Origin of the sequence: Streptomyces sp. ISL-96 (genome assembly GCF_018614035.1) — a bacterium.
Classification (GTDB): Bacteria; Actinomycetota; Actinomycetes; order Streptomycetales; family Streptomycetaceae; genus Streptomyces.
The window spans coordinates 19,464-42,598 of sequence record NZ_JAGGPA010000008.1; the positions used below are offsets into that span (position 1 = coordinate 19,464).

Here is a 23,135-nt window from a genome sequence, read left to right on the forward strand (position 1 = left end):
GTGCTCTGGTTGTCTCACCGTGCGGCGGACGCTCCGCCCATGGCTCCGGATACAGGTCCGTCCGAGCCCCCGTGATCCCGCATCCCGCCTTCGCCTTGGCATGTATGTGCCGGATCATCTTCGACGCAACCGGCCTCAGATGTCTCACATCGGCCCGGTTTCGTCTTCGTATTTATTTCGGCTCGTTCTTGCGATTCTCTGTGCTGTTTATCCGCGCCGGGAATTCCTTGATACGTGCCGCATCGAGGAAGGTTCTACGTGAACCGCACAGCTCGCACGAACGACCGCCATTCCCCTGCCCGCACCAGCGGTTCCGCCGGTGCGGGACGCGGGAGCCGCTTCGGTGCTCCGGCCCGTTCCGGCGCTCCGAGCCGTTCTGGTGGCTACGGGCGTCGTCCCGCCGCGGTGCAGGGGGAGTTCGCCCTGCCGGTCACCATGACGCCGGCTCTGCCGGCTGCCGAGGCCTTCGCGGATCTGGAGATGCCCGCGCCGCTGCTGGCCGCGCTCGGTGCCGAGGGGGTCACGGTGCCGTTCCCGATTCAGGGTGCCACGCTGCCGAACTCGCTGGCCGGGCGCGATGTCCTGGGCCGCGGGCGCACAGGTTCGGGCAAGACTCTGGCCTTCGGGCTGGCGTTGCTGGCCAGGACGGCGGGGCAGCGGGCCGAGCCGCGTCAGCCGCTGGCGCTGGTGCTCGTACCGACTCGTGAGCTGGCCCAGCAGGTGACCGACGCGCTCACCCCGTACGCCCGGTCGCTGAGACTGCGGCTGACGACCGTGGTCGGCGGCATGTCGATCGGCCGTCAGGCCGGTGCGCTGCGCGGTGGCGCGGAGGTGGTCGTGGCGACGCCGGGGCGGCTGAAGGACCTCATCGAGCGCGGCGACTGCAGCCTGGACCAGGTTGCCATCACGGTGCTCGACGAGGCCGACCAGATGGCCGACATGGGCTTCATGCCCCAGGTCACCGAACTGCTCGACCAAGTACGCCCCGAGGGGCAGCGGATGCTGTTCTCGGCCACCTTGGACCGTAACGTCGACCTCCTCGTACGCCGCTACCTGCACGACCCGGTGGTCCATTCGGTGGACCCCTCGGCGGGCGCGGTGACGACGATGGAGCACCATGTGCTGCACGTGCAGGGTGCTGACAAGAACGCCACGACCACGCAGATCGCCGCACGCGACGGGCGGGTGCTGATGTTCCTGGACACCAAGCACGCGGTGGACAGGCTGACCGAGCACCTGCTGAACAGCGGTGTACGGGCTGCCGCGCTGCACGGCGGCAAGTCCCAGCCGCAGCGCACCCGCACCCTCGCCCAGTTCAAGACCGGGCATGTGACCGTGCTGGTGGCGACCAACGTCGCGGCCCGCGGCATTCACGTCGACAACCTCGATCTTGTGGTCAATGTCGACCCGCCCACCGACCACAAGGACTACCTGCACCGCGGCGGCCGTACCGCCCGCGCCGGTGAGTCCGGCAGCGTCGTCACGCTGGTGCAGCCCAACCAGCGCCGCGAGATGTCCCGGCTGATGCGGACCGCGGGCATCACCCCGCAGACGGCCCAGGTCAGTTCGGGCGAGGCGGAACTCAGCCGTATCACCGGCGCACAGGCTCCTTCAGGTGTTCCCGTCACGATTGCAGCGCCGGTGGTGGAGCGCCCGAAGCGCGGCGATTCCTCGAACCGGGGCCGACGCAGCCGACCCGCCCAGACGCGGCGTACGGGCGCGAACTCCCGCGCGGCGGCCGGAAAGTCCGGGCCGCAGCCCCTGCTGGGCGCGGCTGCCTAGGGCCAGCACCGATTCGCCGGTCTCCACCCGCCGGTACCACCTGCCCGTCCTTTCAACCCTGCTGAGGCAATATGCGCTGCGTCATCGCCCGTTTCCCCTTCGACCTGGTCAAGACCGACGTGCAGGCGTCGATGAAGGGCATCAAGCCCGAACCTGTCGTGGGGGAGTCCGTGATCATCGGCCGTCGTCACTACCCCGTCAAGCAAGTAGGGGAAGTCATCACGCGACAGGACCGGCGCGACTTCACCGCGAGTGAAGTGACCAGGGCAATGACCCGCCTCGGCTTCACGTGCCGCACAGCTCCGAGCCTCGCTCCCGCCGTAATGCTCACCCCGATCGCGGCGGCCTCGGCACTGCTGGGCACCCCGGCACTGCTCGGCACACCGGCACCCGTGTAACTGGGCGGCGTACCTCGAACCGAGGCAGAGGCAGACAGCGTTGAGGGCCCCGACCGGTTGGTCGGGGCCCTCGGTTGTTCGGGAGCGGGGCGGGTGACCTGCTCAGTGATCGGAGTAGCTGAAGTCACCTACCGTCCATGCGCTCACATCCTTGATGGCGATGCGGTACATCCCACCGGTCTCGGGAATTCCGATGTTGCCCTGGAGGATCCTCGCGACATGGAAATGCAGGTGCGTGGGAGGCGCGTCCTGCTCGGGACGGGGCTTGATGCTGGGGGCCATGAAGATGCTTGAAAAGGGACCCAGCCGATCGGAGTCCTTCAGCACCTCGGCCACTCGTTCCCTCCACACAGCTTCGGGAGCCAGCCGTCCGGTGATGACGGCACCACCGGCAACCACGGTGAGGGACATCTGATTGCTGTGCTCGGACTCCACCGTGGCGGCAACGTCGGCAAGCAGATCATCGGCGTTCGACATGGCACGGGATTTTACTACCGTCGGCCCCTGCTGGAAACGCCGGTCTTCGGGTGCCGGGAGACCGCCGCCTCGGGTCACAAAAGTAACTTCGGTGATGAATCGTACGTCGTCTTGGTCCGCGGGGCGGGGCCGGCCGGAAAAACAATTATGTATTCCCGGCGGAACAGAAATGCGGCAATCCGCGGGAGAGGCTTTACGGGTAGACGGAGGGAGCAATATGGCTTTATGTGCTTGACCGCTCGCACCATGCTACTGTTGAAATTCGTTTCGGTGGTGTAACCCGAATACTTAAAGCGCGCGCTTGTCGGCATTCTGTACCGGCGGAGCCCTTTTCTTCTGGTGCGCTTCGGGCGGGTAGGTAATGATCGCCGCTGCGCAAAAGGAGGTACGGCATGGCCACCGGCACCGTGAAGTGGTTCAACGCAGCCAGGGGCTTCGGCTTCATCGAGCAGCCAGACGGCGCTGAAGTGTTCGCCCACTTCTCGTACATCGCTGAGCGAAACGTTTTCTCGCTGCTCGAAGGGCAGAACGTGCACTTCGACGTCATGCAGGCTCGAAGTGGCCTGTACGCGGAAAACATCGTCTCCGCCTGAGGGTAGGAAACCTCCGCCCGGGCGCACTACGAGGTCTCGGCCGCTGAGTCAGCCTGTGGGGGCCGGGAGGGCGATTCGGGCGTGCGCGGAGGCCAGCGCGCCCCCTGAGCCGCGTGCTCTGCGGTGGCATGGTCCACCGGTTCACCCACCCGCGAACTCGCTCGCCGCGGCCCCCCATGGTCGTCACCCGCACTGTCGAGCGCGACGAACTGGGGTGAGTACTTCAGCGAGTACGTCCACCGTCAGCCGGTGACTCCACCTCGGAGGTTCTGAGGGTGGTGGTGGACGCAGCTGGGGGACGACCCACATGGCGACGCAAGTTCGGAGCGGCGTGAGCTGTGGTGCGGTGGCGTAGGGGCGGTAGGCTCCGGCCTTCATCTTCACAGGAGGCATGGTGGCGCAGCGGAACCGGGCATCACTCGCGGGGATATCCGAGCGGGGCTGGCGTGGCAGGCTCGTCCCGGTACCCCGGCCGGCTGGGAAGCCCGCCTTCCTGACGCTTCGCTCAGGGGGGCCGTTCAGTTATTTCTCGGCCACAGGGGCGATCGAGACCCCCGACCTCAGGTCGCGGGACGCCTCGATCGGGATCTCCACCTATGGGTCGAAGCCGCTGCCGTTCATTCTTCCCGCCGAGTACACCCATGTGCTCGTGAAGCGTCTTGGCGCGGGCTCGTCGGGTCTGGCCCCAAGGGTATCTGCGCACTCTGCCCGAGGAGGAGATCGGCGTCCTCGACTTTTCCGGTGAGACGCGCGGCACCGGGCACACACTTCTGCGCTGGGCGGGCCCGCGCCGAACGTTCGCCTTCACCCTGGCGGGGAACGAGAACTGGACTCACCTGGTCTGCATGGACACCCGCGGTCATCCGATGTCGGCGGACCGGGAGGGTGACCTGCGGGGACGTATCACCCTGCCGTTTCCCGGGTTCGTCATGGTCCGCTCGGCCGGCCCCTGGGTTCTGCGACCGGTGTGACGCCCGGTGGTCCGCAACCCCGCACAAGCTGGCGGAACAGGAGCGGCTACTGCGCCATCAGGAGGAAGAAGCCCGGTGCCACGCCGGCGCGCACCCTCGGCCGGCCTGGCAGAGCCGGTTGTACCCCACTCACACGAGTGTGTCTGCGTGTCACGCATCAGGGCTGTTCAATCCAGGCCGGCCGACCACAGCCGGCACTGGACGCGTGCAGCATTCACGTTCAAGGCGCGTATTGCCTGACGACTCTGGAGTTCGCTTCCCAAAACGGCGGCGACGGCTGTGGAGCCCCACGAGTATTCGTGACGAACCGACGACCTGAGACACGCGCAGAAGGGGCGGCACGCCAAAATCGGGCGGCCGCCCCTTCTGCGTACCTGGTTACCGCCATCTCGGCCAATGCCGCTTCAGGCAACGTTCTCCCTGCTGGCCGGCCTTGGGCTGTCGAGACTGGCTGCATCGCATGGAGTTGATGGCGCAGGCGCGGGGCTGTGTTAAAGATCGCTGGTCAGGTCCGCCGCCTCGCACCTCCGTGCCATGCGGCCTTGGATGGCCAGGTGTCGCCGGAATAATCCGCTGCGGTGGGGCAGGATATGGGGATGAGTTTTGGTCCTCTGGCTGGTGCGGCCGGGCGTTCGGCTAACGGGTTGTGGCGCCGGCCGCTGTCCACGTTGACCGGCCCGGACTTGAGCGATGCCGAGCGGCAGAGACTTCTCGCTCTGGGCGCGAGGCACTTGCCCGGGCTCGTGCAGAGGACCACTGCCCCATCACCGGCATCACCTCCGAGGAAGTCTTCACTCCTGCTCGACATCCGTCAGGCACGTGCCGCGCTGCGGGAGCCGGGGCGCCTGGCAACACAACAAGGGGAGTTTGTATGACCACCTTCGTCATCTCCATCCCGGGCACGTTCCTGTACGAAGTGACCGAGGCCAAACGGGCCGCTGTCGTAAAGCACTTGAGCCCGGCCGATCCTCAGCACACCGCACTGGGCCGATCGGAAGACCTGGACATCCTCACCGTGAACGACAACGGCACGTTCAGCATTCGCCTGGAGGTAGAAGCTGACAACAGCCACAGCGCGGAACAGCAAGCGAAGCAGGTGGTCGCGGCCGCACTGCGCCAAGCCGGCATCAGCGAGGACCAGGCTCCGCTCGGCCCGACAGCGGTGACCGGCATCGACAACTAGCCCGTTTCTTCTGAAACTTGCCAGACCCGCAAAGTGCCGGTCTGCTGCGTCTGTGTGGGAGGAGTGCTCGACAAGTCGATGGCAGGGTTCTCAGGCGTTGCGGCTGAGGTCGGCCGTTGATGCTGGCGTGTTGCCTGACGCTCAATGCGCCAGGGGCGAGCCGCTCCTGCCAGACGGCCCCCTGCCTGCGGAGTTCGGCGCTCGTGGAAGGGCCCCTACAGCCGCCTGCGGAGCTGGGCGATCGACGGTACTGGGAGCAGGTGTTCGCCCACCCTGTCGGCCCATGCCGGTACGTCAACGCCGAGCCGCGTGCAGAGACTGACAGCCCCACGGCCGTCCAAGGGTGCACATTTTCATCAGCAAGTTCCGCATGCACCACGAAGGCCCCGCCCCGGCGTCAACCTCGCGCTGGGAAACGCCGAGCCAGGAACTGCTCGAACGTGACCTTGCCCACGGCCCGCTCCGGGGCCAGATGCCCTCCCGATCGGAACCCTTGGTAGGCCTTGCCTGCCAGAGGCACGTTCAGCAGGGGGCGGCGACGTCCGCTCGCGCGCAGATAGGCCCGCCCCAGCTCCGGAAGCGTACGCACCTCGGGTCCGCCCATGTCCGGCACCCGCCCCGCAGGCGGCCCGGTTGCGAGCTCGGCCAGCCGGGCGGCGACCTCCGCCACCTCGATTGGCTGGTCGGCGACCCCTGCAGGGAGCAGCATGAGCGGCAACTTCGCAGAGCTCTGCAGGACCCGCAGCACCAGGTCGTGGAACTGCGTCGTGCGCAGCACGGTCCAGCCGAGCCCCGAGGCCTCGATCAGCTCTTCGACGGCGAGCTTGGTCCGGTAGTAGCCGAGCGGAACCCGGTCGACGCCGACGATCGAGATGTACGCCAGATGCCGCACCCCGGCTTGGCGGGCCGCCTCGATCAGATGGCGTGCTGCCTGCTCGTCACCGCCGCGTGGTGTTGTCGCGCAGTGCACGACCGTGTCCACCCCCGCTACTGCTGCGGCCAGCCCGGTGCCCTCGCGCAGGTCCACGGCGTATGGCCGCGAGTGCCGACTCAGCACGCGCACCTCGGCCCCGTCTGCGCGTAGTCGCTCGGTGACGAGTCGGCCGAGCGTTCCAGTGCCGCCGGTCACCAGGATGGTTGTCATCGCAGTGCTCATCCCTTCGGTGGGCGGGCGCTCCCCGGTGGAGCGTCCGCCATTCACTGAGAACCGACGAGCACCCAAAGATGTGACGGCACGCCTCCAGACCCGCCGCATCACGAAGGCCCTCAACGGCATGCCCGGCCCGGCGCCGTTGCACATCAGGAGGCACTGCACAGTCGGCTACATCGACGATCCTACGGCGTGCAACGCTCCGGCGAGAGTGTGGAGTCCATCCTTGACCTGCGGATGACGGGCGGCCATCGAACCGTACGGCGCCTGCGTGGAGGTCGGCTGCCCGGACACGCAGCGCCGGAGCTGACAGCGGAAGGCAGCCACGGCCGCCCTACCGCGCCCCGGCCTCACAGGGCCGGGGCCCAGCTACCCATACCTCCTGGGCTGTGCCGGGCTCAGCGGGGGTAGGAAGGGGGCTTGCATCGGCACCTGGCGGTGCGTACCTCCGCCGGAAACTCGTCGTCAACTGTTGCACCCAGGTACTCCTGTCGCAACGCGAGGATGACCTCGTACGGGATGTCCAGGTGTCCCCGCGGAGGTCGAACGCTACTCCTGTCAGAGGTAGTGAATACGCCGTGGGACCGCGAGGTATGGCCCGTACCCGGCCTGGCAGTCGTCGAGCAGGTCACGAAGCCTTAGTGCTTCGGTAGGCAGCGCCGCCGCAAAGTCGGCCCATCCGGTGAAGGTGAGTTCGTTCGGCAGCTCGACGAGGCCAGTGACCGCGTCCCAGAAAGCGTTCCAGTTCGGCCATAGAAGTCGGGCAACATCAGATACTGCTGGAGGAGTCGCTGAAGTGCCTCGGCGTCCCGTACGTGACTGAGGTCGTTCCGTCATGATGTTCGCCATTCTCAGTACGAGCCGACCAAAACAACCGTTGATCTTACTTGAGGATGTTGCTTTGTTCGGCCGACCGGTGCGTACGCGGCGTTCCTGCGAGATATCGGCCAGGAGGAAGCGGTTCAGGAGCCGTCGATCAGTTTCTCAACCTCGGCAGGGAGGCCCTTGCCGGAGTCGACGGCAAAGAAGACGGCCTCTCCAGGCGTGTCTCCCACCGCGATGGCGATGTCGGTGTCGAGTCCCTCGATCGCGTAGGCGCTCGACTCGGTCGCGGTCTCTTCGCCCTCGTTCTGGCCCCCCGTGTCGTCGCAGGGCGCGGAACTGACCGTGCCGACCTTTTCCCCGATCTCGAAGTTGACGTTGGCGACGTCCCCGTACGTACGGTCTTCGTACGTCACCCGGTGCGCGCAGGACGCCGAGTCATCGCCGCCGCTCGACGAAGTGCAGCTGACGGCCGACGCCGTGGCGGCGACGGCCACCAGCAGCATGCGTACGGATCCGCCTCGGCCGACCCGGAAAGCAGCGCTCATCAGTTCGTTCCTTCTCTCTCTGGCCTTAGCCTCGCCGTTTCGGTTGGGATGAGGCGGCGTTGCAGATCACCAACTGTTGGGTGGCTGAAGCGATTTCGGTACTTGGGCAGGGCGGAGTCCCGGCGCGGTGGTCGGGTTCTCCGGGGTCCTTCGGGTCGTGGGCGGACGGGGGTTTGCCGGTCAGCCGGCGGGTCGGGGCAGTGCGGCGAGGCGATGGAAGGCCGTGGCCAGTTCGTTTCTCCAGGGCCAGGTCGCCGATATCCGCAAGCGCAGGCGGCGGCCGCCGCGGGTGAGGCGGGCGGCGACGTGCAGCAGCCGGTAGCGGAGCTTCTTCGGCTCGGCAGTGGCCAGCTCCCCGTCCAGGAGGAGGGCACGGGTCCAGGCCAGCAGGTCGATCGCCGCGAGGCTGAGTTCGAGCCAGGCGGCGTTGATGTCGAAGTCGCGGGAGGGGAAGCGGCCGAAGCCGGTGGTCTTGCCGCACCGGATGTGGTCCTCGACGGTGGCATGCCCTCGGTGGCGGACCTCCAGGAACTGGGCGGAGCCGCCACCGGAGTACGGGGTGTCGGTGAGGAACACCTGATGGCGCAGGCCCTCGTCCTGGTCGAACAGGGACAGCTGGGCTCCGGGGTGCGGCCGCTCCCGGCGCACGATGATGCGAGTGCCGGCCGGATAGCCGGTCATGTCGACCATGCCGGTCAGCTCGGCGACCTCGGCGCCATCACGCAGCGTCCCGTCCTGGTCCAGGGCGGGATGCCAGAGGCCCTCGGGCATGGCCCGGACAGCGCGGCGGACCGGCTCGGTGATGGCGTATCCGACCGAGAAGAAGGTACGGATTCCTCGTTTCCGCACGTCGCGGACGTGGGCGAGGAAGGCTTTCGCGGATCCGGCGCTGTCGGTGCGGACGAGGATGTCGGTGCCGTGCCGGTGCGCGTCGGGGATCTGCGCGAGTGCCTGGTCGAGCACCGTGATGTGGTCGCTCGCGGTGTTGGCACCGGCGTTCCCGGGCCGCAGCCGCCCCGACATGGCCTCGCCGGTGTTGGCGAGGAAGCACAGCAGCGGGTGGAAGCCGAAGCCGCCCTTATAGGTGGGTGCGGCCTGCTCTTTCTCGGAGTGGCAGGTGACCAGCGTCGCGTCGAGGTCCAGGACCAGACCGGGCAGCATGCGTCCCGCGGCCCGGACTGCGGGAATGCCCTCACTGTGCTCGGCGGCCTGCAGCCAGGCGACTTCCCGGGCCTGGGCACGGGCCGAGCGCAGAGAAGCCAGTGCCCTCTCATCGGTGTCGGAGAGCAGCCGCCAGGCCGTCGGTGTCGAGGCGACCGAACCGAACACCCCTGCCTGGTCCCGCAGTACGGCCAGATCCGCAATGGCCTCGCCACCATTGGCGAGCATCACCGCCAGGTCGGTGGCGATCCGGCCCGGATCATGCCCGGTCCCGCGCGGCCGAAGCGACCTGAGAGCGGCGGAGTACGCGGCGGTCAGCCCGGTGGCGTCAGCGAGATCCGCCAGCAACCGTGCCCCGGCATGCCCGACCACCCCCGAACCATCGGCACTGACCTGGACCCTGGGACGCAACCCGATACCCTGCACGTAGAAAGTGCCCTCCGCCTGGACCGACAGAACCCCTCAGCAAGGTTCATCGTCCCAGGTCAGGAAGGCACTTTCGCGTTTCCGCCCCAAAGCCAGCCGTCCCCAAGTGAAACGGTGAGGTTAGTGGTCAGCGTCGTAAATCCTTCGGAGGTTGTACACGCTGCCGGTGCGACAGAGGATTCTTCGTGGTGATCGGCGGTGTGCCGGTCGAGCCTGGCCAGCAGATCGTCCAGGTCGGAGGTGGTGCACCTCCACTGGAACGGCTGTGCCGTGGCGTTGTAGCGGTCTTCGAAGGCTCGGAGCCGGTCCCTGACCTCGGTGAGGTCGGTGAAGTCGTTGGGCGAGAGGGCCTTGCGCTGGACGGCAGAGAAGTAGATCTCGACTTGGTTGAGCCAGGAGGCGTGCACGGGGTGTGGACCATGACCGTGTTCGGGAACGCCGCGGTGAGCCGGCCGGCCGCCTTCTGACCGCGATGGGAGGAGCCGTTGTCGACGATCCAGAACACGCGCTTGGCGCTTGCGTAGGGCTCCTGGCTCATGTCCTGGGTAGCCAGGTTCATGAACGGGACGATGCCGGTGCGTTCTTCAGTGCGGCCGAACACCTTCGCGGCGTGGACGTCGTAGGCGGCGAGGTAGGCCAGGGCACCCGGTCGACGCCGACATGAACGGGGCGATGCCCCGCCGGGCGGCCTCGCGGCCCAGTTCCGGGCACGACCAGCGTGAGAGCGGTGCTTCACTCTCGGCAGGCAGCCGGCAGGCCAGCGCCTTGACCTCGGCGGCCTGCAGCGGTGTGAACGAGGCGGGACGCCCGCAGCGTTGACGGTCTTTGAGCCCGGGCAGGCCCGCCTGGGCGAACCGGCCACGCCAGCGGCGCACGGTGTCCAAATGCAGCCCCGTCTCCCGGGCGATGCATGCGTTGGAGCGTCCACGCGCGGCGTGCAGCACCACCTGTGCACGCACCCGCAGCCGGTGCTCGGTCTTGTGGCCGTAGGCCATCTTCTTCAACCGCACGCGTTCGGCGGCACTCGGGGCTATCGGACAGGGGGTGCGGACGGGCATGGGGGGCGAACCGATCGGCCGAAAGTGGATCACTGGTATCCCGCAGCCTGCCCCGCCCGTCACCGCCCCAGCCCCCGCAATGACCGGTGCAAGAGGCCACTTGGACAGGGAAAACGCAACTTCGACATGGCCCGCAGAGGCAGCTACCTTCACCTGGTCTTCGGCGATCGCCCACGGTCGCACAGGAGTTCCTTCAGGCTGAGCCACCCGCGACGGGATGAGTTGGTCACGCCCCACGAATCGTCGCCCCCAGGCGTAAGCCACCGAACGGGTCCACACCAGGCACCCCCAACCAGGGAGAGACACATGCCCCATCTTGTGCTGTACACATTCGGCGTCCTGAAGTCACCTCTCGCCGATCCCGCACCTCTCACGCGCGAACTCCACGACAGCGGCGAGGCCATCTACCGGAAGATCAGCCAGCACCCCGGGTACCTCGCTCGTGCTGAAGCGGCAGACGGCGACCGGGGCACACACTTCGACTTGGACTGGGGTGCATGGGGAGAGTTCGCCGTACCGACCTGGTACGGCAAGGGCCGTACGGTGGAAACCACCGCCCTGGACGCGACCCTCTCACTCTGGACCGACCTGCGCTCCGCCTTCGACGCCGTCTACACCGGTCTGCACCGTGAGGCGCTGAACAGGCGTTACGACTGGTTCGAGAGGACAGGACACCCGAGTTACGTGTTCTGGTGGGTCTCCGACGGCGTGACACCCACCTGGCAGGACGGGGTTTCCAGGCTGGAACACCTCCACGACCACGGCTCCGCGCCGCACGCCTTCACCTTCCACCACTCATTCGCCCCGGACGGAACTCCGACCAGGATCAAAGGCATCGGGCCGAAGAGCGACCAGGTTCGCTGACAAGGAAGCCTGAACGACTGGGTTCGCTGTCAAACGCCTCGATTGAATGACGGCGAACAGATGCGTCTGCGCCACGGCGGATCCGCCAGTACCTGGGGCTTCGCCCTCTACCTCGCGAGCACCGATGAGTACCGAGACGCCATCCTGCCCACCAGCGGCTTCGCCGGCACCCCCGAAGACGCCCTCGACTGCGCCCGCGGCCTCTATCTCACCGACCCCAGCATCTGACCCCGCACGACACACAACACAGGTTCCACGCCGGAGTCCGTGACCCGGGGAGCCCCCGTCGCACGGTGGGTCCTTCCGCCGTGGCCGCCTCGGCCGGGCTCCCAATTCCCGCCAGTCCGGCGAAAGTTGTCAGTGCGACTGCACTCGCTCCCGCGCCGAGCACGGCTCTACGGCGTGGATCGATCGGGATGTTACCGGTCATTTCTGCTCCTCCACGCGGTTCTGGTGCGCGAGTGATGGCTGCGAGACAGATCCTGGGCGATACTCGTCGCCGAAACAATGGAGTGACATGACCGAAACTCTTTCGGTCCAACTACATGGAGGTCGACGTGATCAGAAGTTCGTCCGACATCGGTGGGGTGCGTGCGCGTATGCGCGGTCACGTACGTAAGGCCTTAGTCCTGGGCGCTGCCACCGTGCTTGCCGGCACCGGCGTCGTCGCTATAGCCGGTACCGCGAACGCCGCCTCCACGCTTGGCGGCGCGGCGGCCGGGAAGGGCCGGTACTTCGGTACCGCGGTCGCGGCCAACCACCTCGGGGAGGCGGCGTACGCCTCCACTCTCAACACCGAATTCAACTCGGTGACGCCTGAGAACGAGATGAAGTGGGACGCCCTCGAAGGCACCCGTAACTCGTTCACCTTCGGCTCCGCCGACCAGATCGTCAGTCACGCCCAGGGCAGGGGGATGAAGGTCCGCGGACACACCCTGGTGTGGCACTCCCAGCTCCCCGGCTGGGTCGGTGGCCTCGCGGCGACCGACCTGCGATCGGCGATGAACAACCACATCACCAAGGTGATGCAGCACTACCAGGGCAAGATCCACTCCTGGGACGTGGTCAACGAGGCGTTCCAGGACGGCAGCAGCGGCGCCCGGCGCAGTTCCCCGTTCCAGGACAAGCTCGGCAACGGCTTCATCGAGGAGGCGTTCCGCACCGCCCGCGCCGCCGACTCCGGCGCGAAGCTCTGCTACAACGACTACAACACCGACGGTGTGAACGCGAAGAGCAACGCGGTGTACAACATGGTGAAGGACTTCAAGCAGCGCGGTGTGCCGATCGACTGCGTGGGCTTCCAGTCGCACTTCAACAGCGCCTCTCCGGTTCCTGCCGACTACCAGCAGAACCTCCAGCGCTTCGCCGACCTCGGCGTGGACGTGCAGATCACCGAGCTGGACATCGAAGGCTCCGGCAGCACCCAGGCCGCCGCGTACAGCAACGTCGTACGGGCATGCCTGGCCGTCACCCGCTGCACGGGCATCACGGTCTGGGGTGTCACCGACAAGTACTCCTGGCGCAGCAGCGGCACACCGTTGCTCTTCGACGGCAACTACAACAAGAAGCCGGCCTATGACGCGGTGCTCTCCGCGCTCGGCGGTACCAGCGGTGGCGGTGGCGGTGGTGGCACCGGCGCCACGTGCAGCGTGTCCTACGCCAAGACGGACACGTGGAGCGACCGCTACAACGGCAGGGTGACGGTCACCGCGGGCAGTTCGGCGATCAGCAGCTGGAGCGTGAACGTCACGCTGACCTCCCCGCAGAAGATCTCTTCGACCTGGAACGGCTCGCCCACCTGGGACAGCAGCGGCAACGTCATGACGATGAAGCCGAACGGTAACGGAAACCTGTCGGCCGGGGCATCAACAAGCTTCGGCTTCACGGTCATGACCAACGGCAGCCCGGCTGCCCCCGCCATAGGCCCCTGCACGGCATCGGCCTCTTGACCGCCCCCTGAGGCGCGTGCGGCAGGCCGGCCCCGTCCCCCTCAACGGCCGGTCTGCCGCACAGCCTCTTACGTGTCCGCGCCCTCCTGCGGCGCCGCCGTGCTCTTCCTGACCACCAGACTGGTGCCAAGCTCCAGCCTGGTCGCGGAAGATTCACCGGCCCTCAGCCGCAGCAGCATCTGCGCCGCTTCTTCGGCCATCTGCCGGAGCGGCTGATGCACCGTGGTGAGCGCCGGGCTCGACCATTTCGCGACCGGTACGTCGTCGTACCCCACCACCGAAAGGTCGTGCGGCACGCGCAGCCCATTGACCCGCGCCGCCTCCAGGACGCCGAGCGCCTGCAGGTCGCTGCCCGCGAAGATGGCAGTCGGCCGCCGTGGCAGGCTCAGCATCTCCATCGCCCGCTCGTACCCGCCCTCGACATGGAAGTCGCCGTACTGAATGAGTGCTGGATCGGTCTCCAGGCCGGCCATGCTCATCGCCGACCGGTAACCGTCGAGGCGGGCCAGTGAGCACAGCATGTCCTCGGGGCCGGTGATGATGCCGATCCGCCGGTGTCCCAGCTCGACCAGATGGCGCGTCGCCGCCAGTCCGCCGTTCCAGTTCGCCGACCCCACGGACGGCACATCCGGGTCCGGGTCGCCGGCCGGGTCGATGATGACGAAGGGGATGGAACGGGCCCTGAGCTGCTCTTTGACTGTCTGCGGAAGGGCTGAGAAGACCAGCACCACACCGATCGGCCGACGCTGCAGAACCCCTTCGATCCAGTCGGGACTCGGTGAGTGGCGGGTTCCGCTCTCGGTCAGGATCACGCCGGCCTGGTTGGCCTTGGCGACGTTCTCCACCCCACGGATCAGCTCCATCGCCCAGATGCTCTCAAGCTCGTGGAAGACGATTTCGATGAGCGGCGCCTCCCGGCTCGACCGCGTGGTCCGCCGGTAGGCGTGGGTCTCCAGGAGGCGTTCCACCTTCACGCGGGTAGGTGCGGCCACGTCCTGCCGGCCGTTGAGGACCTTCGAAACTGTCGAAATGGAGACGCCCGCCTGCTGGGCCACCTGTGCCAGGGTGATTCGACCCGTCTCCTCGTCATCGCGCATGGTGAGGAGCATAAGGCACGTTCAACTGCCCTGGCAGCGTAACGCTTTGATAACTCGACGTTCGAGGGTTGACCGCCCTGGCGGGGTGAACCTAGCGTCCCGACTCGTGAAGTTTCGGTAATGGTGCCGAAATATTTCGAAAGGCGAGGCGATGAAGCAACGCGCGCGGTTCCTGCGGACTGCTGCCGTCGGCAGCGTGGCACTGACCATCGTGCTCTCTCTGTCCGCGTGCGGCGGAGACTCCGGCGGCTCGGCCGGCGGAGGGTCCGGCGAAATCCACGTCCTGGTCTACGGGGACGCGACGAACAAGGTGGAGAAGCGGCTCGTCGAGAGCTTCAACAAGACGTCCAAGGTGAAGGTCGTACTCGACACGATCCCGGGCGCCGACTACCAGGCCAAGCTGCAGACCATCATCAACAGCAAGCAGGCCCCCGACGTCTTCTTCAACTGGGGCGGCGGAAGCATAAAGCCGTACGTCGACGCGGGCCTGCTGATGCCGCTGGACGACTTCATCGCCAAGGACCCCGGCCTGAAGTCCAACTTCCTGCCGTCCGTCTTCAACACGGCCGTGGTCGACGGCAAGCCGTACGGCATACCCATGCGCGGCACCCAGCCGGTCATGCTGTTCAACAACCAGGCGGTCCTCCAGGAAGCCGGCATCTCCGCGCCGAAGACCTGGGACGACCTGCTCGCCGCGGTGAAGACCCTCAAGGCCAAGGGCAAAACACCGATCGCGCTCGGTGGCGGCGACAAGTGGCCGACGCAGATGTGGTTCCAGTACGCATACGACCGCGTGGCCGGGCCCGAGCTGTTCCAGAAGGTCCTGGACGGCGACAAGAGCGCCTGGGAGAGCACCGACAGCAAGAAGGCGCTGGGCATGCTCAAGGAGCTCATCGACGCCGGCGCGTTCGGCACCAACTACGACTCGGTGAAGTTCACCGACGGCGGCTCGCCGGCCCTGGTGGCCACCGGGAAGGCCGCATTCGAGCTGATGGGCTCCTGGGAGTACGCGACCCTCCAGGACGCCTACCCGGACTTCGTCAAAAAGGACCTCGGCTACGGCACCTTCCCGACCGTCGAAGGGGGCAAGGGCGACCCGGACAACCTTGCCGGCAACACCAACAACTTCTACTCGGTGCTGAAGAACACCGAGCACCCGGAAGCCGTGGCCGACTTCCTCAAGCTCATGTACTCGGACGAGTTCGTCGAGGCCCAGCTCGAAGTCGGCAACCTGCCCACGACGTCCAACACCCCCGCCTTCCTGGACCGGTCCGCCAACCCGGACTACTCGAAGTTCCAGTACGACCTGGTCAAGAAGGCCCCCACGTTCCAGCTCTCGTGGGACCAGGCATTCCCGCCCGCGGCGACCACCACCCTCCACACCGCCATCCAGCAGTTCTTCAACGGACAGATCGACGCGGACGGCTTCATCAAGGCCATGCAGGCTCTGCCGGCCGCCTGACCCCCCTGGGATCACCTGAAAATGACCAATGCTTCCGGCACAGGGGTGGGCCGCCCGGGCTTCGCCTGGGCGGCGCCCGCCGCCGTGTTCTTCGCACTGTTCGCCATACTCCCGCTGCTCATGGTCTTCGTGCTGGCCTTCACCAACTGGAACGGTCTCGGCTCCCCGCAGTTCGCCGGACTCGACAACTGGAAGAAGCTGCTCGACGACCCCGTCATGCTCAACAGCCTCTGGCTGAGCCTCCTCCTCACCGTGCTCGGCGTCGTCGTCCAGACGCCGATCAGCATGCTGCTCGGCGTCTGGGCCGCGGGCCACCAGCGCAACCGGGCGATCCTGTCCGCCATCTACTTCGTCCCGCTGCTGCTGTCCATCACCGCCGTGTCCGTGCTGTGGCGAGCGGTACTCGACCCCAACTTCGGTGTGCCCTCGCAAGCCAAGTGGCTGTTCGGCGACGGCAATCTGCTCGGTGTGCAGAGCGGCGCCATCGGCGTCCTCGTCTTCGTCAGCACCTGGCAGTTCACGCCGCTGCACACGCTCCTCTACCAGGGCGCGGCACGCGCGATCCCGCAGGTCCTCTACCAGGCGGCGCAGATCGACGGGGCGGGCACAGTCCAGCAGTTCTTCCACATCACCCTGCCGCAGCTGCGCAACAGCATCATCACCTCGGTGATCCTGATGGTGGTGGGCGGGCTCACGACCTTCGACACCGTGCTGATCCTCACCCAGGGCGGCCCCGGCACCGACACCACCATCAGCGCCTACTACATGTACCAAAAGGCGTTCAAGAGCTTCGACTTCGGAACGGGCTCCGCCATCGCCCTCCTCCTCGTCCTCGTCGCCTCCGTCGTCTCACTGGTCATGGTCCGGCTGTCGGGCTACGACAAGATGCGCAGCACCATGGAGGGCGTGTGATGAAGAGGCGTCCCAACTACCTCGCGGGATTCGGCTCGCTCGTCTGGCTCTTCCTCGTCGGCCTGCCGCTGTACGTCATGCTGATCGCCACCTTCCAGACCCGCGCCGACTACGCGGCGAACGGCCCGCTCGCTTTCCCCGAGCACTTCACCCTCGACAACTACATCAACGACCTGAACAGCGGCTTCGCGCAGTACTTCCTCAACACCGTGATCGTCACAGTGTCGGTGGTCGGCATCGTCGTGCTCCTGGTGCCGCCGCTGGCGTACTCCATCGTCAGAAGCCGGAGCCGGACCACCACCACGGTCTTCCGGCTGTTCCTGCTCGGCCTCGCGGTGCCCTCGCAGGCCGTGATCGTCCCCATGTTCTACGTGTTCAGCAAGGCTGGTCTGTACGACAACCTCATCGCCGTCATCCTGCCGACCGCAGCCTTCGCCATGCCGGTGTGCGCGCTGATCCTCACAGGGGTGATGCGCGACATCACGCCGGAGCTGTACGAGGCGATGACCGTGGACGGCGCCTCCTCGCGGCGGATCTTCTTCCAGCTGGTGGTCCCGCTCTCCAGGAGCGGCCTGTCGACGATCGTGGTGTTCGCCGCCCTCCAGGCGTGGAACGGCTTCCTCTTCCCGCTGGTTCTGACGCAGTCCGCCGAGACCAAGGTGCTCACCATGGGCCTGTACGACTTCCAGACGGAACACGGCGTCGACATCCCCGGCCTGCTCGCCGCCGTCGTCCTGTCCATGCTCCCCATCCTGCTTGTCTACCTGTTCGCCCGTCGCGCCCTGGTCCAGGGCCTGATGGGAGTCGGAGGAAAGTGACCGACAACGTGTCCGTAGAGACCAAAGCCCCCTGGCGCGATCCGGGCCTCGACGCGGAGACCCGCGCGGACGCCCTGATCGCCGCGATGACCCTCCGGGAGAAGATCGCTCAGCTCTTCGGAGTCTGGGTGGGGGCGTCCGACGAGGGCGCCGAAGTCGCCCCGTTCCAGCACGACATGGAAGAACCGGTAGCCCTCGACGACCTGCTGCCGTACGGCCTCGGCCAGCTGACCCGGCCCTTCGGTACGGCCCCAGTCGACCCGGCGCTCGGTGCGCTCTCCCTGCTGCGTACGCAGAGCCGCATCGCGGAGGCGAATCGTTTCGGCATTCCGGCGCTGGCCCACGAGGAGTGCCTGGCGGGCTTCGCCACCTGGGGCGCCACCGCCTACCCGGTTCCCCTGTCGTGGGGCGCCACCTTCAACCCCGCGCTGATCCGCGAGATGGCCGCGGCCATCGGCCGGGACCTGCGCTCGGTCGGCGTGCACCAGGGACTCGCCCCGGTCCTCGACGTCGTACGCGACGCACGCTGGGGCCGGGTCGAGGAGACCATCGGCGAGGACCCGTACCTCGTCGGAACCATCGCCACCGCCTATGTCCAGGGCCTGGAGTCCGCCGGCGTCATCGCCACCCTCAAGCACTTCGCCGGTTACTCCGCCTCCCGCGCCGGACGCAACCTCGCCCCCGTCGGCATGGGGGCACGGGAGCGCGCCGACATCATCCTGCCGCCGTTCGAGATGGCCGTACGCGAGAGCGGCGTACGGTCGGTCATGCACGCCTACACCGACACCGACGGCATCCCCTCCGCCGCCGACGAAGCCCTGCTGACCGGGCTGCTCAGGGACACCTGGGGTTTCACCGGAACGGTCGTCGCCGACTACTTCGGGATCGCCTTCCTCAAGACGCTGCACGGTGTGGCCGCGACCTTCGGGGAGGCGGCGGGCGCCGCGCTCGGCGCGGGTGTCGACGTGGAACTGCCCACGGTCAAGACGTTCGGCGAGCCCTTGCTGAACGCGGTCGCCGCGGGCCGGGTGGACGAGGCGCTCGTGGACCGCGCGGTACGGCGGGTACTGGTCCAGAAGGCGCAGCTCGGCCTCCTCGACCCGGACTGGAGCCCGGTGCCGGAGGCGCTGACCGGGCCTGACGGGGGCGCGGGCGACAAGGCGGGCGCTCTGCGCGGGACGATCCACCTGGACACGGACACCAACCGGGCCCTGGCCCGACGCGTCGCCGAACAGGCCGTCGTCCTGCTCCACAACGACGGCACACTGCCGCTCGACCGGTCCGCGCCCCCGCGCCGGATCGCGCTGATCGGCCCCAACGCCGAGGCCCCGACAGCGGTCCTGGGCTGTTACGCCTTCCCCGTCCACGTCGGCGGCCAGCACCCCGAGTTCCCCCTGGGCATCGAACTGCCGACCCTGCGCGAGGCACTGGCGGCGGAGTTCCCCGGCAGCGAGATCGTGGTGGCGGCCGGTGCGAGTGTCGACGGCACCGACACCGGCGGGTTCGCGGAGTCCGCCGAACTGGCCCGGGGCGCGGACATCGTGGTGGCCGCGCTGGGCGACCGTGCCGGCCTCTTCGGCCGCGGCACCAGCGGCGAGGGGTGCGACGCCGAGTCCCTTGCCCTGCCCGGCGTACAACAGCAGCTGCTCGACACGCTGCTCGACACCGGCTCACCGGTCGTGGTGACCCTGCTGGCCGGGCGGCCGTACGCGCTGGGCCGGGCGGCGACGGAATCCGCCGCCGTCGTCCAGTCCTTCTTCCCCGGCGAGGAGGGTACGACGGCCATCGCCTCCGTACTCAGCGGACGTACCGCCCCGGCCGGAAGGCTCCCCGTCAGCGTCCCGCGCCACGCGGGCGCCCAGCCCTCGACGTACCTGGCGGCGCGCCTGGGCCATTCCAGCGAGGTCTCCAGCATCGACCCGACGCCGGCTTTCGGCTTCGGGCATGGGCTGACGTACACCACGTTCGAGTGGACCGACCTCGGCGTGGACAGCGATGTGGCGGCCACGGACGGCGAGTTCCGGCTTGCCTGCACTGTTCGCAACACTGGTACGCGCGAGGGCACCGAGCTCGTACAGCTGTATCTGCACGACCCCGTCGCCTCGGTGGTGCAGCCCCTCCAGCGGCTCATCGGCTACGTCCGCCTGGACCTCGCCGTCGGCCAGGCCGCACGGATCCACGCGACGATCCCCGCCGACGTGGCGTCGTTCACCGGTCGCGAGGGGCGGCGCATTGTGGAGCCGGGGGAGTTGGAGCTGCGCTTCAGCGCGTCGAGCACCGATCCGCGGCTGACGGCACGGGCCACGCTGACCGGACCCGTACGGGAAGTGGACCACCACCGGCGGCTGCACGCGGAGTTCAAGGTGGTGCCGCACACGGCTCCGTGACGGCATGGAGTAGCGCGACGCCGCAGGCGGGCTCTCTTCCGGTGCTCACTCTTCTGCTTCGCCGAGGTGGCCGCATGAAGGGACGGGTGATCGGCTGGCCGGGAGACCCTGTCCAGCACCCACTGGAGAACCAGATGTCCAAGCACATCGTGAGAGCGACTGCAGCTGCGGCCTTGGCAGCGGCTGCGGTGCTCAGCCTGTCCAACGTGGCCACAGCCCAGCCCCTCACCCCAAAGGGCGGGCAGCACACACAACTAGCCGCTCCCCATGACGAAGACGACCTCGACTTCGACTTCGACGGCATTTTCGACGGGATCGGCGAAATCGGGGACATTGGCGGCTGAAAGTTGTCAGGTCGTGTTCACAGAGTCGGGTAGCTGGTCCGTGGTGAGCGTCGTGAGCAGTCACGCGGTACGCCTCTTCGTACGAGGCCAGCGCTGTGCGGACGGCCGTGCCGGCAAGGCCGCGGCGACGTACAACGGCGCACCCACCGCCCTCGGGGCACACGTCGGCCCTCCCGGGGGGAGGCCGGGAGGGACGGCGTGGCTCCGCCCACGTGGCGGCACACGGGCGGGCCAGGGTGAGGGATCTCTGCCTTGGGGGAAAGAGGATCACCGCCGTCACAGCATTGCACTGCTTTCAGCCACACAACAGGGTCGTGACTGGAATGCGTTTGCGGACGGCCAGCAAGTCGGAGTGTCCGTAAGCGGCGTGCGGCCAGGGCGCCGCGGCGGGTATGAAGGGATTCGACCCGGTTTTACCTGCGGGAACGCCGTGCGGACCCCGGTGTGGTCACCAGAGCGCGCCCGGGATGAGGCGGTGTCGGCGTACCGGACGCATGGCAGCCGAACCCGCTATAACTGGCTCATGCTCTATCACGTAGTCGCTCTCGGTAACTGGCTTGCCGACGCTCACCTGCCCTACGCACCTGCCTCTTTGGCGAAGGACGGGTCCGTGCACTGCTCTCCCAGCGAGGAAGCGACTTTGGCAGCCGCCACCCGCTTCCACGGCGGGGTGACCGGTCCGCTCGTCGCCCTGCTCATCGATGAGACGAGGCTCGATGCCTCCGTGAAGTGGGTGGCCCCTGCTCCGGGCTCGCCGCTGGCCCAGGCGCCCGGAGCCTTGTTTCCGCGTGTCCTGGGGCCCGTCAACCGCGACGCGGTGGTCGGGCTGATGGAGATCGTGCGAGACGAAGACGGCCGGGCCCGAGAGCTGGTTCCCCGGAACTGACACCAGCGGCCGAGGGGCAGGGGGCGAGCGCTCGCCGGTGCGGAACGCGCGTGGCCGGTCAGGGCGGAAGCTCAACCGACAGGTGCGGGGTCAGCGCCCGGAGGAAGTCCGCCGCGTCGAACATCGCACCCGCCGAGGCTAGGCCCGTTGTCCGCAATTTGCGAGTGAGGTCGACGCCGGACCTGACAGGCCGCAAGTGACTTCGACGTTCCCGGTTCCACCGGCGTCATCGCCCACGAGCCGCGTCTCCTCGGTCAGGGCTGTCTCAGAACCGTCCTGTGCCTGCAAAGCTTCAGCGTTGTCACCCAACGGTTCGCCGGTACGTGATGTCGGCCGCCGGGGCTCAGGGCTGGTCTTCAGCGCAGATCGAGCCGCATCAGGACTCGCGGGTGACCGGCAAGTACCGAGGTGGTGTCGGCTGCGTGGGTGAACCCGGCACGCTCGAAGTTCTTCCGGAGCCCGGCGTACGCCATCGTCATGTCGACCTTGGCGTCACCGTTGTCGAGGGGGTACGCCTCGATCGCCGGTGCGCCGTGGGCGCGGGCGAACTCGACCGCGCCGGCGATGAGGGCGTGCGAGATCCCCCGCTTTCGATGACCGGGGCGTACGCGGATGCACCACAGCGACCAGACTGGCAGGTCGTCGATGTGCGGGATTTTACGGTTGCGCGCGAAGGAGGTGTCCGAGCGCGGTGCCACGGCGGCCCAGCCGGCCGGCTCGTCGTCTTCGTAGGCGAGCACGCCCGCAGGGGGTTGTGTACGGCACAGCTCGGCGACGTACTCACCGCGGGCCGGCCCGCGAAGCTCGTTGTTGAGCTTGGACGGGATCCGGTAGCTCAGGCACCAGCAGACGTTGGCTCCCGGCGATTTCGGGCCGAGTACGGCACGTACATCCTCGAAGACCGAAGCCGGGCGAACCTCGATGGTCATGGCACCACGATGTCACGGCATGCGGGGCGACGCTGCTCAACCTGTGCAGTACGGGTCCGGTCGCCTACCAGCTCGGCCGCCTGGATGAGCAGGGGCTGATCAGCGCCGGCGCCGGCGATCAGGCGGGTGCCGTCTACGAGCCCACCGGCTCTGTTCGTTGAAGCAGGCGGCCCTTCGCTGCCAATTTGTGCAGTCGGTGTTCTTCCCTGTTCGCCCAGTGGCGCACGCGCTCGGGGTCGAGCGCGGTGCCGTGGCCCACATGCAGCCTGGCCGGCTTCAGCGCGAGCATCTCGCGCAGGCTGGCGAGGTTGCGCAGCGGGTCGTCGTGGAAGGGCGGGTTGGCCGGTCTGCCGGTGATGAGGCCCATGAAGGAGTTGGCCACCAGGTCGCCGGCGACGAGATCCCCCATGTCGGTGAGGACGGACACCGAGCCGGCGGTGTGCCCGGGGGTGGGCATGATCCGGGCCTCGACTCCGTAGTCCGACAGGCTCGTCTCTCCGGTGAGGAGCACATCGGGCTCGACCCGTTCCACGGTGACGTGCATGGCCTTGCTCCGCTTCATGAGTTGTCCGGTCGCCCCGGTCGGCAGGTACGGCTGGCGGGAACGTCCCCTGCGGTACGGGCCCAGGTCGGCCGCATGGCCTGCGACCGGCGCACCGGTGAGCCGGCGCAGTTCGGCGGCGGAGCCGAAGTGGTCGATGTGGCCGTGTGTCAGGACGATGAGGGCGATGTCCTGGGGATCGACTCCGTGCTGGGCGACCTGGTCATAGATCTTGCGGCCGCTGCCGGGCGTTCCCGCGTCGACGATGACCGGGCGTCGGCCGAGCACGAGGTAGGTGTTGATCGCGTGCTTTCCCAGGACCGGCATGGGGATGATCTTCGTATCGGACATGAATGGTCCTCCATAGTGTGTTCGGG

At 67.6% G+C, this 23,135-nt stretch carries 24 protein-coding genes; 14 read left to right on the plus strand and 10 right to left on the minus strand.

The window, feature by feature from the left end; translation table 11 throughout:
- Positions 1-258: 258 nt before the first annotated feature.
- Positions 259-1,782, plus strand: a complete 1,524-nt coding sequence (locus J7E96_RS05615) for a DEAD/DEAH box helicase (protein ID WP_215128071.1) — start codon at positions 259-261, stop codon at positions 1,780-1,782.
- Positions 1,783-1,853: 71 nt separating this feature from the next.
- Complete coding sequence (locus tag J7E96_RS05620; RefSeq protein WP_215128073.1) at positions 1,854-2,180, plus strand: SCO5918 family protein; 327 nt, start codon at positions 1,854-1,856, stop codon at positions 2,178-2,180.
- Positions 2,181-2,282: 102 nt separating this feature from the next.
- Here the strand turns inward: J7E96_RS05620 and J7E96_RS05625 are convergent, their stop codons facing one another.
- Complete coding sequence (locus J7E96_RS05625) at positions 2,283-2,657, minus strand: hypothetical protein (RefSeq protein ID WP_215128075.1); 375 nt, start codon at positions 2,655-2,657, stop codon at positions 2,283-2,285.
- A gap of 392 nt (positions 2,658-3,049) precedes the next feature.
- Here J7E96_RS05625 and J7E96_RS05630 point away from each other — a divergent pair, with 392 nt between their 5' ends.
- The 3 genes from J7E96_RS05630 (at position 3,050) to J7E96_RS05640 (ending at position 5,404) form a co-directional block, all read left to right on the plus strand.
- Positions 3,050-3,250 (plus strand): cold-shock protein, encoded by a 201-nt coding sequence (locus J7E96_RS05630; RefSeq protein ID WP_215128077.1) that lies wholly within the window; start codon positions 3,050-3,052, stop codon positions 3,248-3,250.
- A 659-nt stretch (positions 3,251-3,909) separates the two neighbouring features.
- Entirely contained in the window at positions 3,910-4,221 is a 312-nt protein-coding gene (locus tag J7E96_RS05635) for a hypothetical protein (RefSeq protein WP_215128079.1), read from the plus strand.
- Between the two features lie 871 nt (positions 4,222-5,092).
- Complete coding sequence (locus J7E96_RS05640) at positions 5,093-5,404, plus strand: hypothetical protein (RefSeq protein ID WP_215128081.1); 312 nt, start codon at positions 5,093-5,095, stop codon at positions 5,402-5,404.
- Positions 5,405-5,801: 397 nt separating this feature from the next.
- Here the strand turns inward: J7E96_RS05640 and J7E96_RS05645 are convergent, their stop codons facing one another.
- From J7E96_RS05645 to J7E96_RS37110, 6 genes are all read right to left on the minus strand, one after another.
- Positions 5,802-6,548, minus strand: coding sequence for an SDR family oxidoreductase (locus tag J7E96_RS05645; protein ID WP_215128083.1), 747 nt, complete (start codon positions 6,546-6,548; stop codon positions 5,802-5,804).
- 564 nt (positions 6,549-7,112) lie between these two features.
- Positions 7,113-7,403 carry a barstar family protein gene (locus tag J7E96_RS05650; protein WP_308295854.1) on the minus strand — a complete coding sequence of 97 codons (291 nt, stop codon included), beginning with the start codon at positions 7,401-7,403 and terminating at the stop codon, positions 7,113-7,115.
- A 113-nt stretch (positions 7,404-7,516) separates the two neighbouring features.
- Entirely contained in the window at positions 7,517-7,924 is a 408-nt protein-coding gene (locus J7E96_RS05655) for a DUF6281 family protein (protein WP_215128085.1), read from the minus strand.
- 180 nt (positions 7,925-8,104) lie between these two features.
- Positions 8,105-9,511, minus strand: coding sequence for an IS1380 family transposase (locus J7E96_RS05660; protein ID WP_215128087.1), 1,407 nt, complete (start codon positions 9,509-9,511; stop codon positions 8,105-8,107).
- A gap of 59 nt (positions 9,512-9,570) precedes the next feature.
- Positions 9,571-9,918, minus strand: coding sequence for a hypothetical protein (locus J7E96_RS37105; protein ID WP_251069471.1), 348 nt, complete (start codon positions 9,916-9,918; stop codon positions 9,571-9,573).
- 177 nt (positions 9,919-10,095) lie between these two features.
- Positions 10,096-10,569 carry a helix-turn-helix domain-containing protein gene (locus tag J7E96_RS37110; protein WP_251069472.1) on the minus strand — a complete coding sequence of 158 codons (474 nt, stop codon included), beginning with the start codon at positions 10,567-10,569 and terminating at the stop codon, positions 10,096-10,098.
- A gap of 306 nt (positions 10,570-10,875) precedes the next feature.
- Between J7E96_RS37110 and J7E96_RS05670 the strand changes: the two genes are divergently transcribed.
- From J7E96_RS05670 to J7E96_RS05680, 3 genes are all read left to right on the plus strand, one after another.
- Positions 10,876-11,433 carry a DUF3291 domain-containing protein gene (locus tag J7E96_RS05670; protein ID WP_215128089.1) on the plus strand — a complete coding sequence of 186 codons (558 nt, stop codon included), beginning with the start codon at positions 10,876-10,878 and terminating at the stop codon, positions 11,431-11,433.
- 60 nt (positions 11,434-11,493) lie between these two features.
- A complete protein-coding gene (locus tag J7E96_RS05675; protein WP_215128091.1) occupies positions 11,494-11,661 on the plus strand; it encodes a hypothetical protein in 168 nt (55 codons plus the stop codon).
- Positions 11,662-12,032: 371 nt separating this feature from the next.
- A complete protein-coding gene (locus J7E96_RS05680; protein WP_215128143.1) occupies positions 12,033-13,382 on the plus strand; it encodes an endo-1,4-beta-xylanase in 1,350 nt (449 codons plus the stop codon).
- A 68-nt stretch (positions 13,383-13,450) separates the two neighbouring features.
- Here J7E96_RS05680 and J7E96_RS05685 read toward each other — a convergent pair whose 3' ends face one another.
- Positions 13,451-14,491 (minus strand): LacI family DNA-binding transcriptional regulator, encoded by a 1,041-nt coding sequence (locus tag J7E96_RS05685; RefSeq protein WP_215128093.1) that lies wholly within the window; start codon positions 14,489-14,491, stop codon positions 13,451-13,453.
- 139 nt (positions 14,492-14,630) lie between these two features.
- Here J7E96_RS05685 and J7E96_RS05690 point away from each other — a divergent pair, with 139 nt between their 5' ends.
- From J7E96_RS05690 to J7E96_RS05715, 6 genes are all read left to right on the plus strand, one after another.
- On the plus strand, positions 14,631-15,941 hold the full coding sequence (locus J7E96_RS05690; protein ID WP_215128094.1) for an ABC transporter substrate-binding protein: 1,311 nt from the start codon (positions 14,631-14,633) through the stop codon (positions 15,939-15,941).
- A gap of 21 nt (positions 15,942-15,962) precedes the next feature.
- A complete protein-coding gene (locus J7E96_RS05695) occupies positions 15,963-16,853 on the plus strand; it encodes a carbohydrate ABC transporter permease (RefSeq protein WP_215128096.1) in 891 nt (296 codons plus the stop codon).
- Complete coding sequence (locus J7E96_RS05700; protein ID WP_215128098.1) at positions 16,853-17,671, plus strand: carbohydrate ABC transporter permease; 819 nt, start codon at positions 16,853-16,855, stop codon at positions 17,669-17,671. The genes J7E96_RS05695 and J7E96_RS05700 overlap by 1 nt, the downstream gene beginning before the upstream one ends.
- The gene (locus J7E96_RS05705) at positions 17,668-20,058 is read left to right on the plus strand and encodes a glycoside hydrolase family 3 N-terminal domain-containing protein (RefSeq protein WP_374196638.1); all 2,391 of its coding nucleotides are present in this window, start codon (positions 17,668-17,670) and stop codon (positions 20,056-20,058) included. Before J7E96_RS05700 ends, J7E96_RS05705 begins: the two co-directional genes overlap by 4 nt.
- A gap of 74 nt (positions 20,059-20,132) precedes the next feature.
- Positions 20,133-20,402: a hypothetical protein gene (locus J7E96_RS05710; protein WP_215128100.1), complete on the plus strand. Its 270-nt coding sequence runs from the start codon at positions 20,133-20,135 to the stop codon at positions 20,400-20,402.
- A gap of 523 nt (positions 20,403-20,925) precedes the next feature.
- Complete coding sequence (locus tag J7E96_RS05715; RefSeq protein WP_215128102.1) at positions 20,926-21,288, plus strand: DUF952 domain-containing protein; 363 nt, start codon at positions 20,926-20,928, stop codon at positions 21,286-21,288.
- Positions 21,289-21,644: 356 nt separating this feature from the next.
- On the opposite strand, the gene J7E96_RS05720 is transcribed toward J7E96_RS05715, so the two are convergent.
- Entirely contained in the window at positions 21,645-22,217 is a 573-nt protein-coding gene (locus J7E96_RS05720) for a GNAT family N-acetyltransferase (protein ID WP_215128104.1), read from the minus strand.
- A 133-nt stretch (positions 22,218-22,350) separates the two neighbouring features.
- Entirely contained in the window at positions 22,351-23,109 is a 759-nt protein-coding gene (locus tag J7E96_RS05725; RefSeq protein ID WP_215128106.1) for an MBL fold metallo-hydrolase, read from the minus strand.
- Positions 23,110-23,135 lie beyond the last annotated feature (26 nt).

Excerpts from the sequence above, each read along its gene's own strand:
- J7E96_RS05620 (WP_215128073.1), top strand. The coding sequence starts at position 1,854 with ATGCGCTGCGTCATCGCCCGTTTCCCCTTCGACCTGGTCAAGACCGAC.
- J7E96_RS05625 (WP_215128075.1), bottom strand. The coding sequence starts at position 2,657 with ATGTCGAACGCCGATGATCTGCTTGCCGACGTTGCCGCCACGGTGGAG.
- J7E96_RS05630 (WP_215128077.1), top strand. The coding sequence starts at position 3,050 with ATGGCCACCGGCACCGTGAAGTGGTTCAACGCAGCCAGGGGCTTCGGC.
- J7E96_RS05640 (WP_215128081.1), top strand. The coding sequence starts at position 5,093 with ATGACCACCTTCGTCATCTCCATCCCGGGCACGTTCCTGTACGAAGTG.
- J7E96_RS05645 (WP_215128083.1), bottom strand. The coding sequence starts at position 6,548 with ATGACAACCATCCTGGTGACCGGCGGCACTGGAACGCTCGGCCGACTC.
- J7E96_RS05650 (WP_308295854.1), bottom strand. The coding sequence starts at position 7,403 with ATGGCGAACATCATGACGGAACGACCTCAGTCACGTACGGGACGCCGA.
- J7E96_RS05655 (WP_215128085.1), bottom strand. The coding sequence starts at position 7,924 with ATGAGCGCTGCTTTCCGGGTCGGCCGAGGCGGATCCGTACGCATGCTG.
- J7E96_RS37110 (WP_251069472.1), bottom strand. The coding sequence starts at position 10,569 with ATGCCCGTCCGCACCCCCTGTCCGATAGCCCCGAGTGCCGCCGAACGC.
- J7E96_RS05670 (WP_215128089.1), top strand. The coding sequence starts at position 10,876 with ATGCCCCATCTTGTGCTGTACACATTCGGCGTCCTGAAGTCACCTCTC.
- J7E96_RS05675 (WP_215128091.1), top strand. The coding sequence starts at position 11,494 with ATGCGTCTGCGCCACGGCGGATCCGCCAGTACCTGGGGCTTCGCCCTC.
- J7E96_RS05680 (WP_215128143.1), top strand. The coding sequence starts at position 12,033 with ATGCGCGGTCACGTACGTAAGGCCTTAGTCCTGGGCGCTGCCACCGTG.
- J7E96_RS05685 (WP_215128093.1), bottom strand. The coding sequence starts at position 14,491 with ATGCTCCTCACCATGCGCGATGACGAGGAGACGGGTCGAATCACCCTG.
- J7E96_RS05690 (WP_215128094.1), top strand. The coding sequence starts at position 14,631 with ATGAAGCAACGCGCGCGGTTCCTGCGGACTGCTGCCGTCGGCAGCGTG.
- J7E96_RS05695 (WP_215128096.1), top strand. The coding sequence starts at position 15,963 with ATGACCAATGCTTCCGGCACAGGGGTGGGCCGCCCGGGCTTCGCCTGG.
- J7E96_RS05700 (WP_215128098.1), top strand. The coding sequence starts at position 16,853 with ATGAAGAGGCGTCCCAACTACCTCGCGGGATTCGGCTCGCTCGTCTGG.
- J7E96_RS05710 (WP_215128100.1), top strand. The coding sequence starts at position 20,133 with ATGAAGGGACGGGTGATCGGCTGGCCGGGAGACCCTGTCCAGCACCCA.
- J7E96_RS05715 (WP_215128102.1), top strand. The coding sequence starts at position 20,926 with ATGCTCTATCACGTAGTCGCTCTCGGTAACTGGCTTGCCGACGCTCAC.
- J7E96_RS05720 (WP_215128104.1), bottom strand. The coding sequence starts at position 22,217 with ATGACCATCGAGGTTCGCCCGGCTTCGGTCTTCGAGGATGTACGTGCC.
- J7E96_RS05725 (WP_215128106.1), bottom strand. The coding sequence starts at position 23,109 with ATGTCCGATACGAAGATCATCCCCATGCCGGTCCTGGGAAAGCACGCG.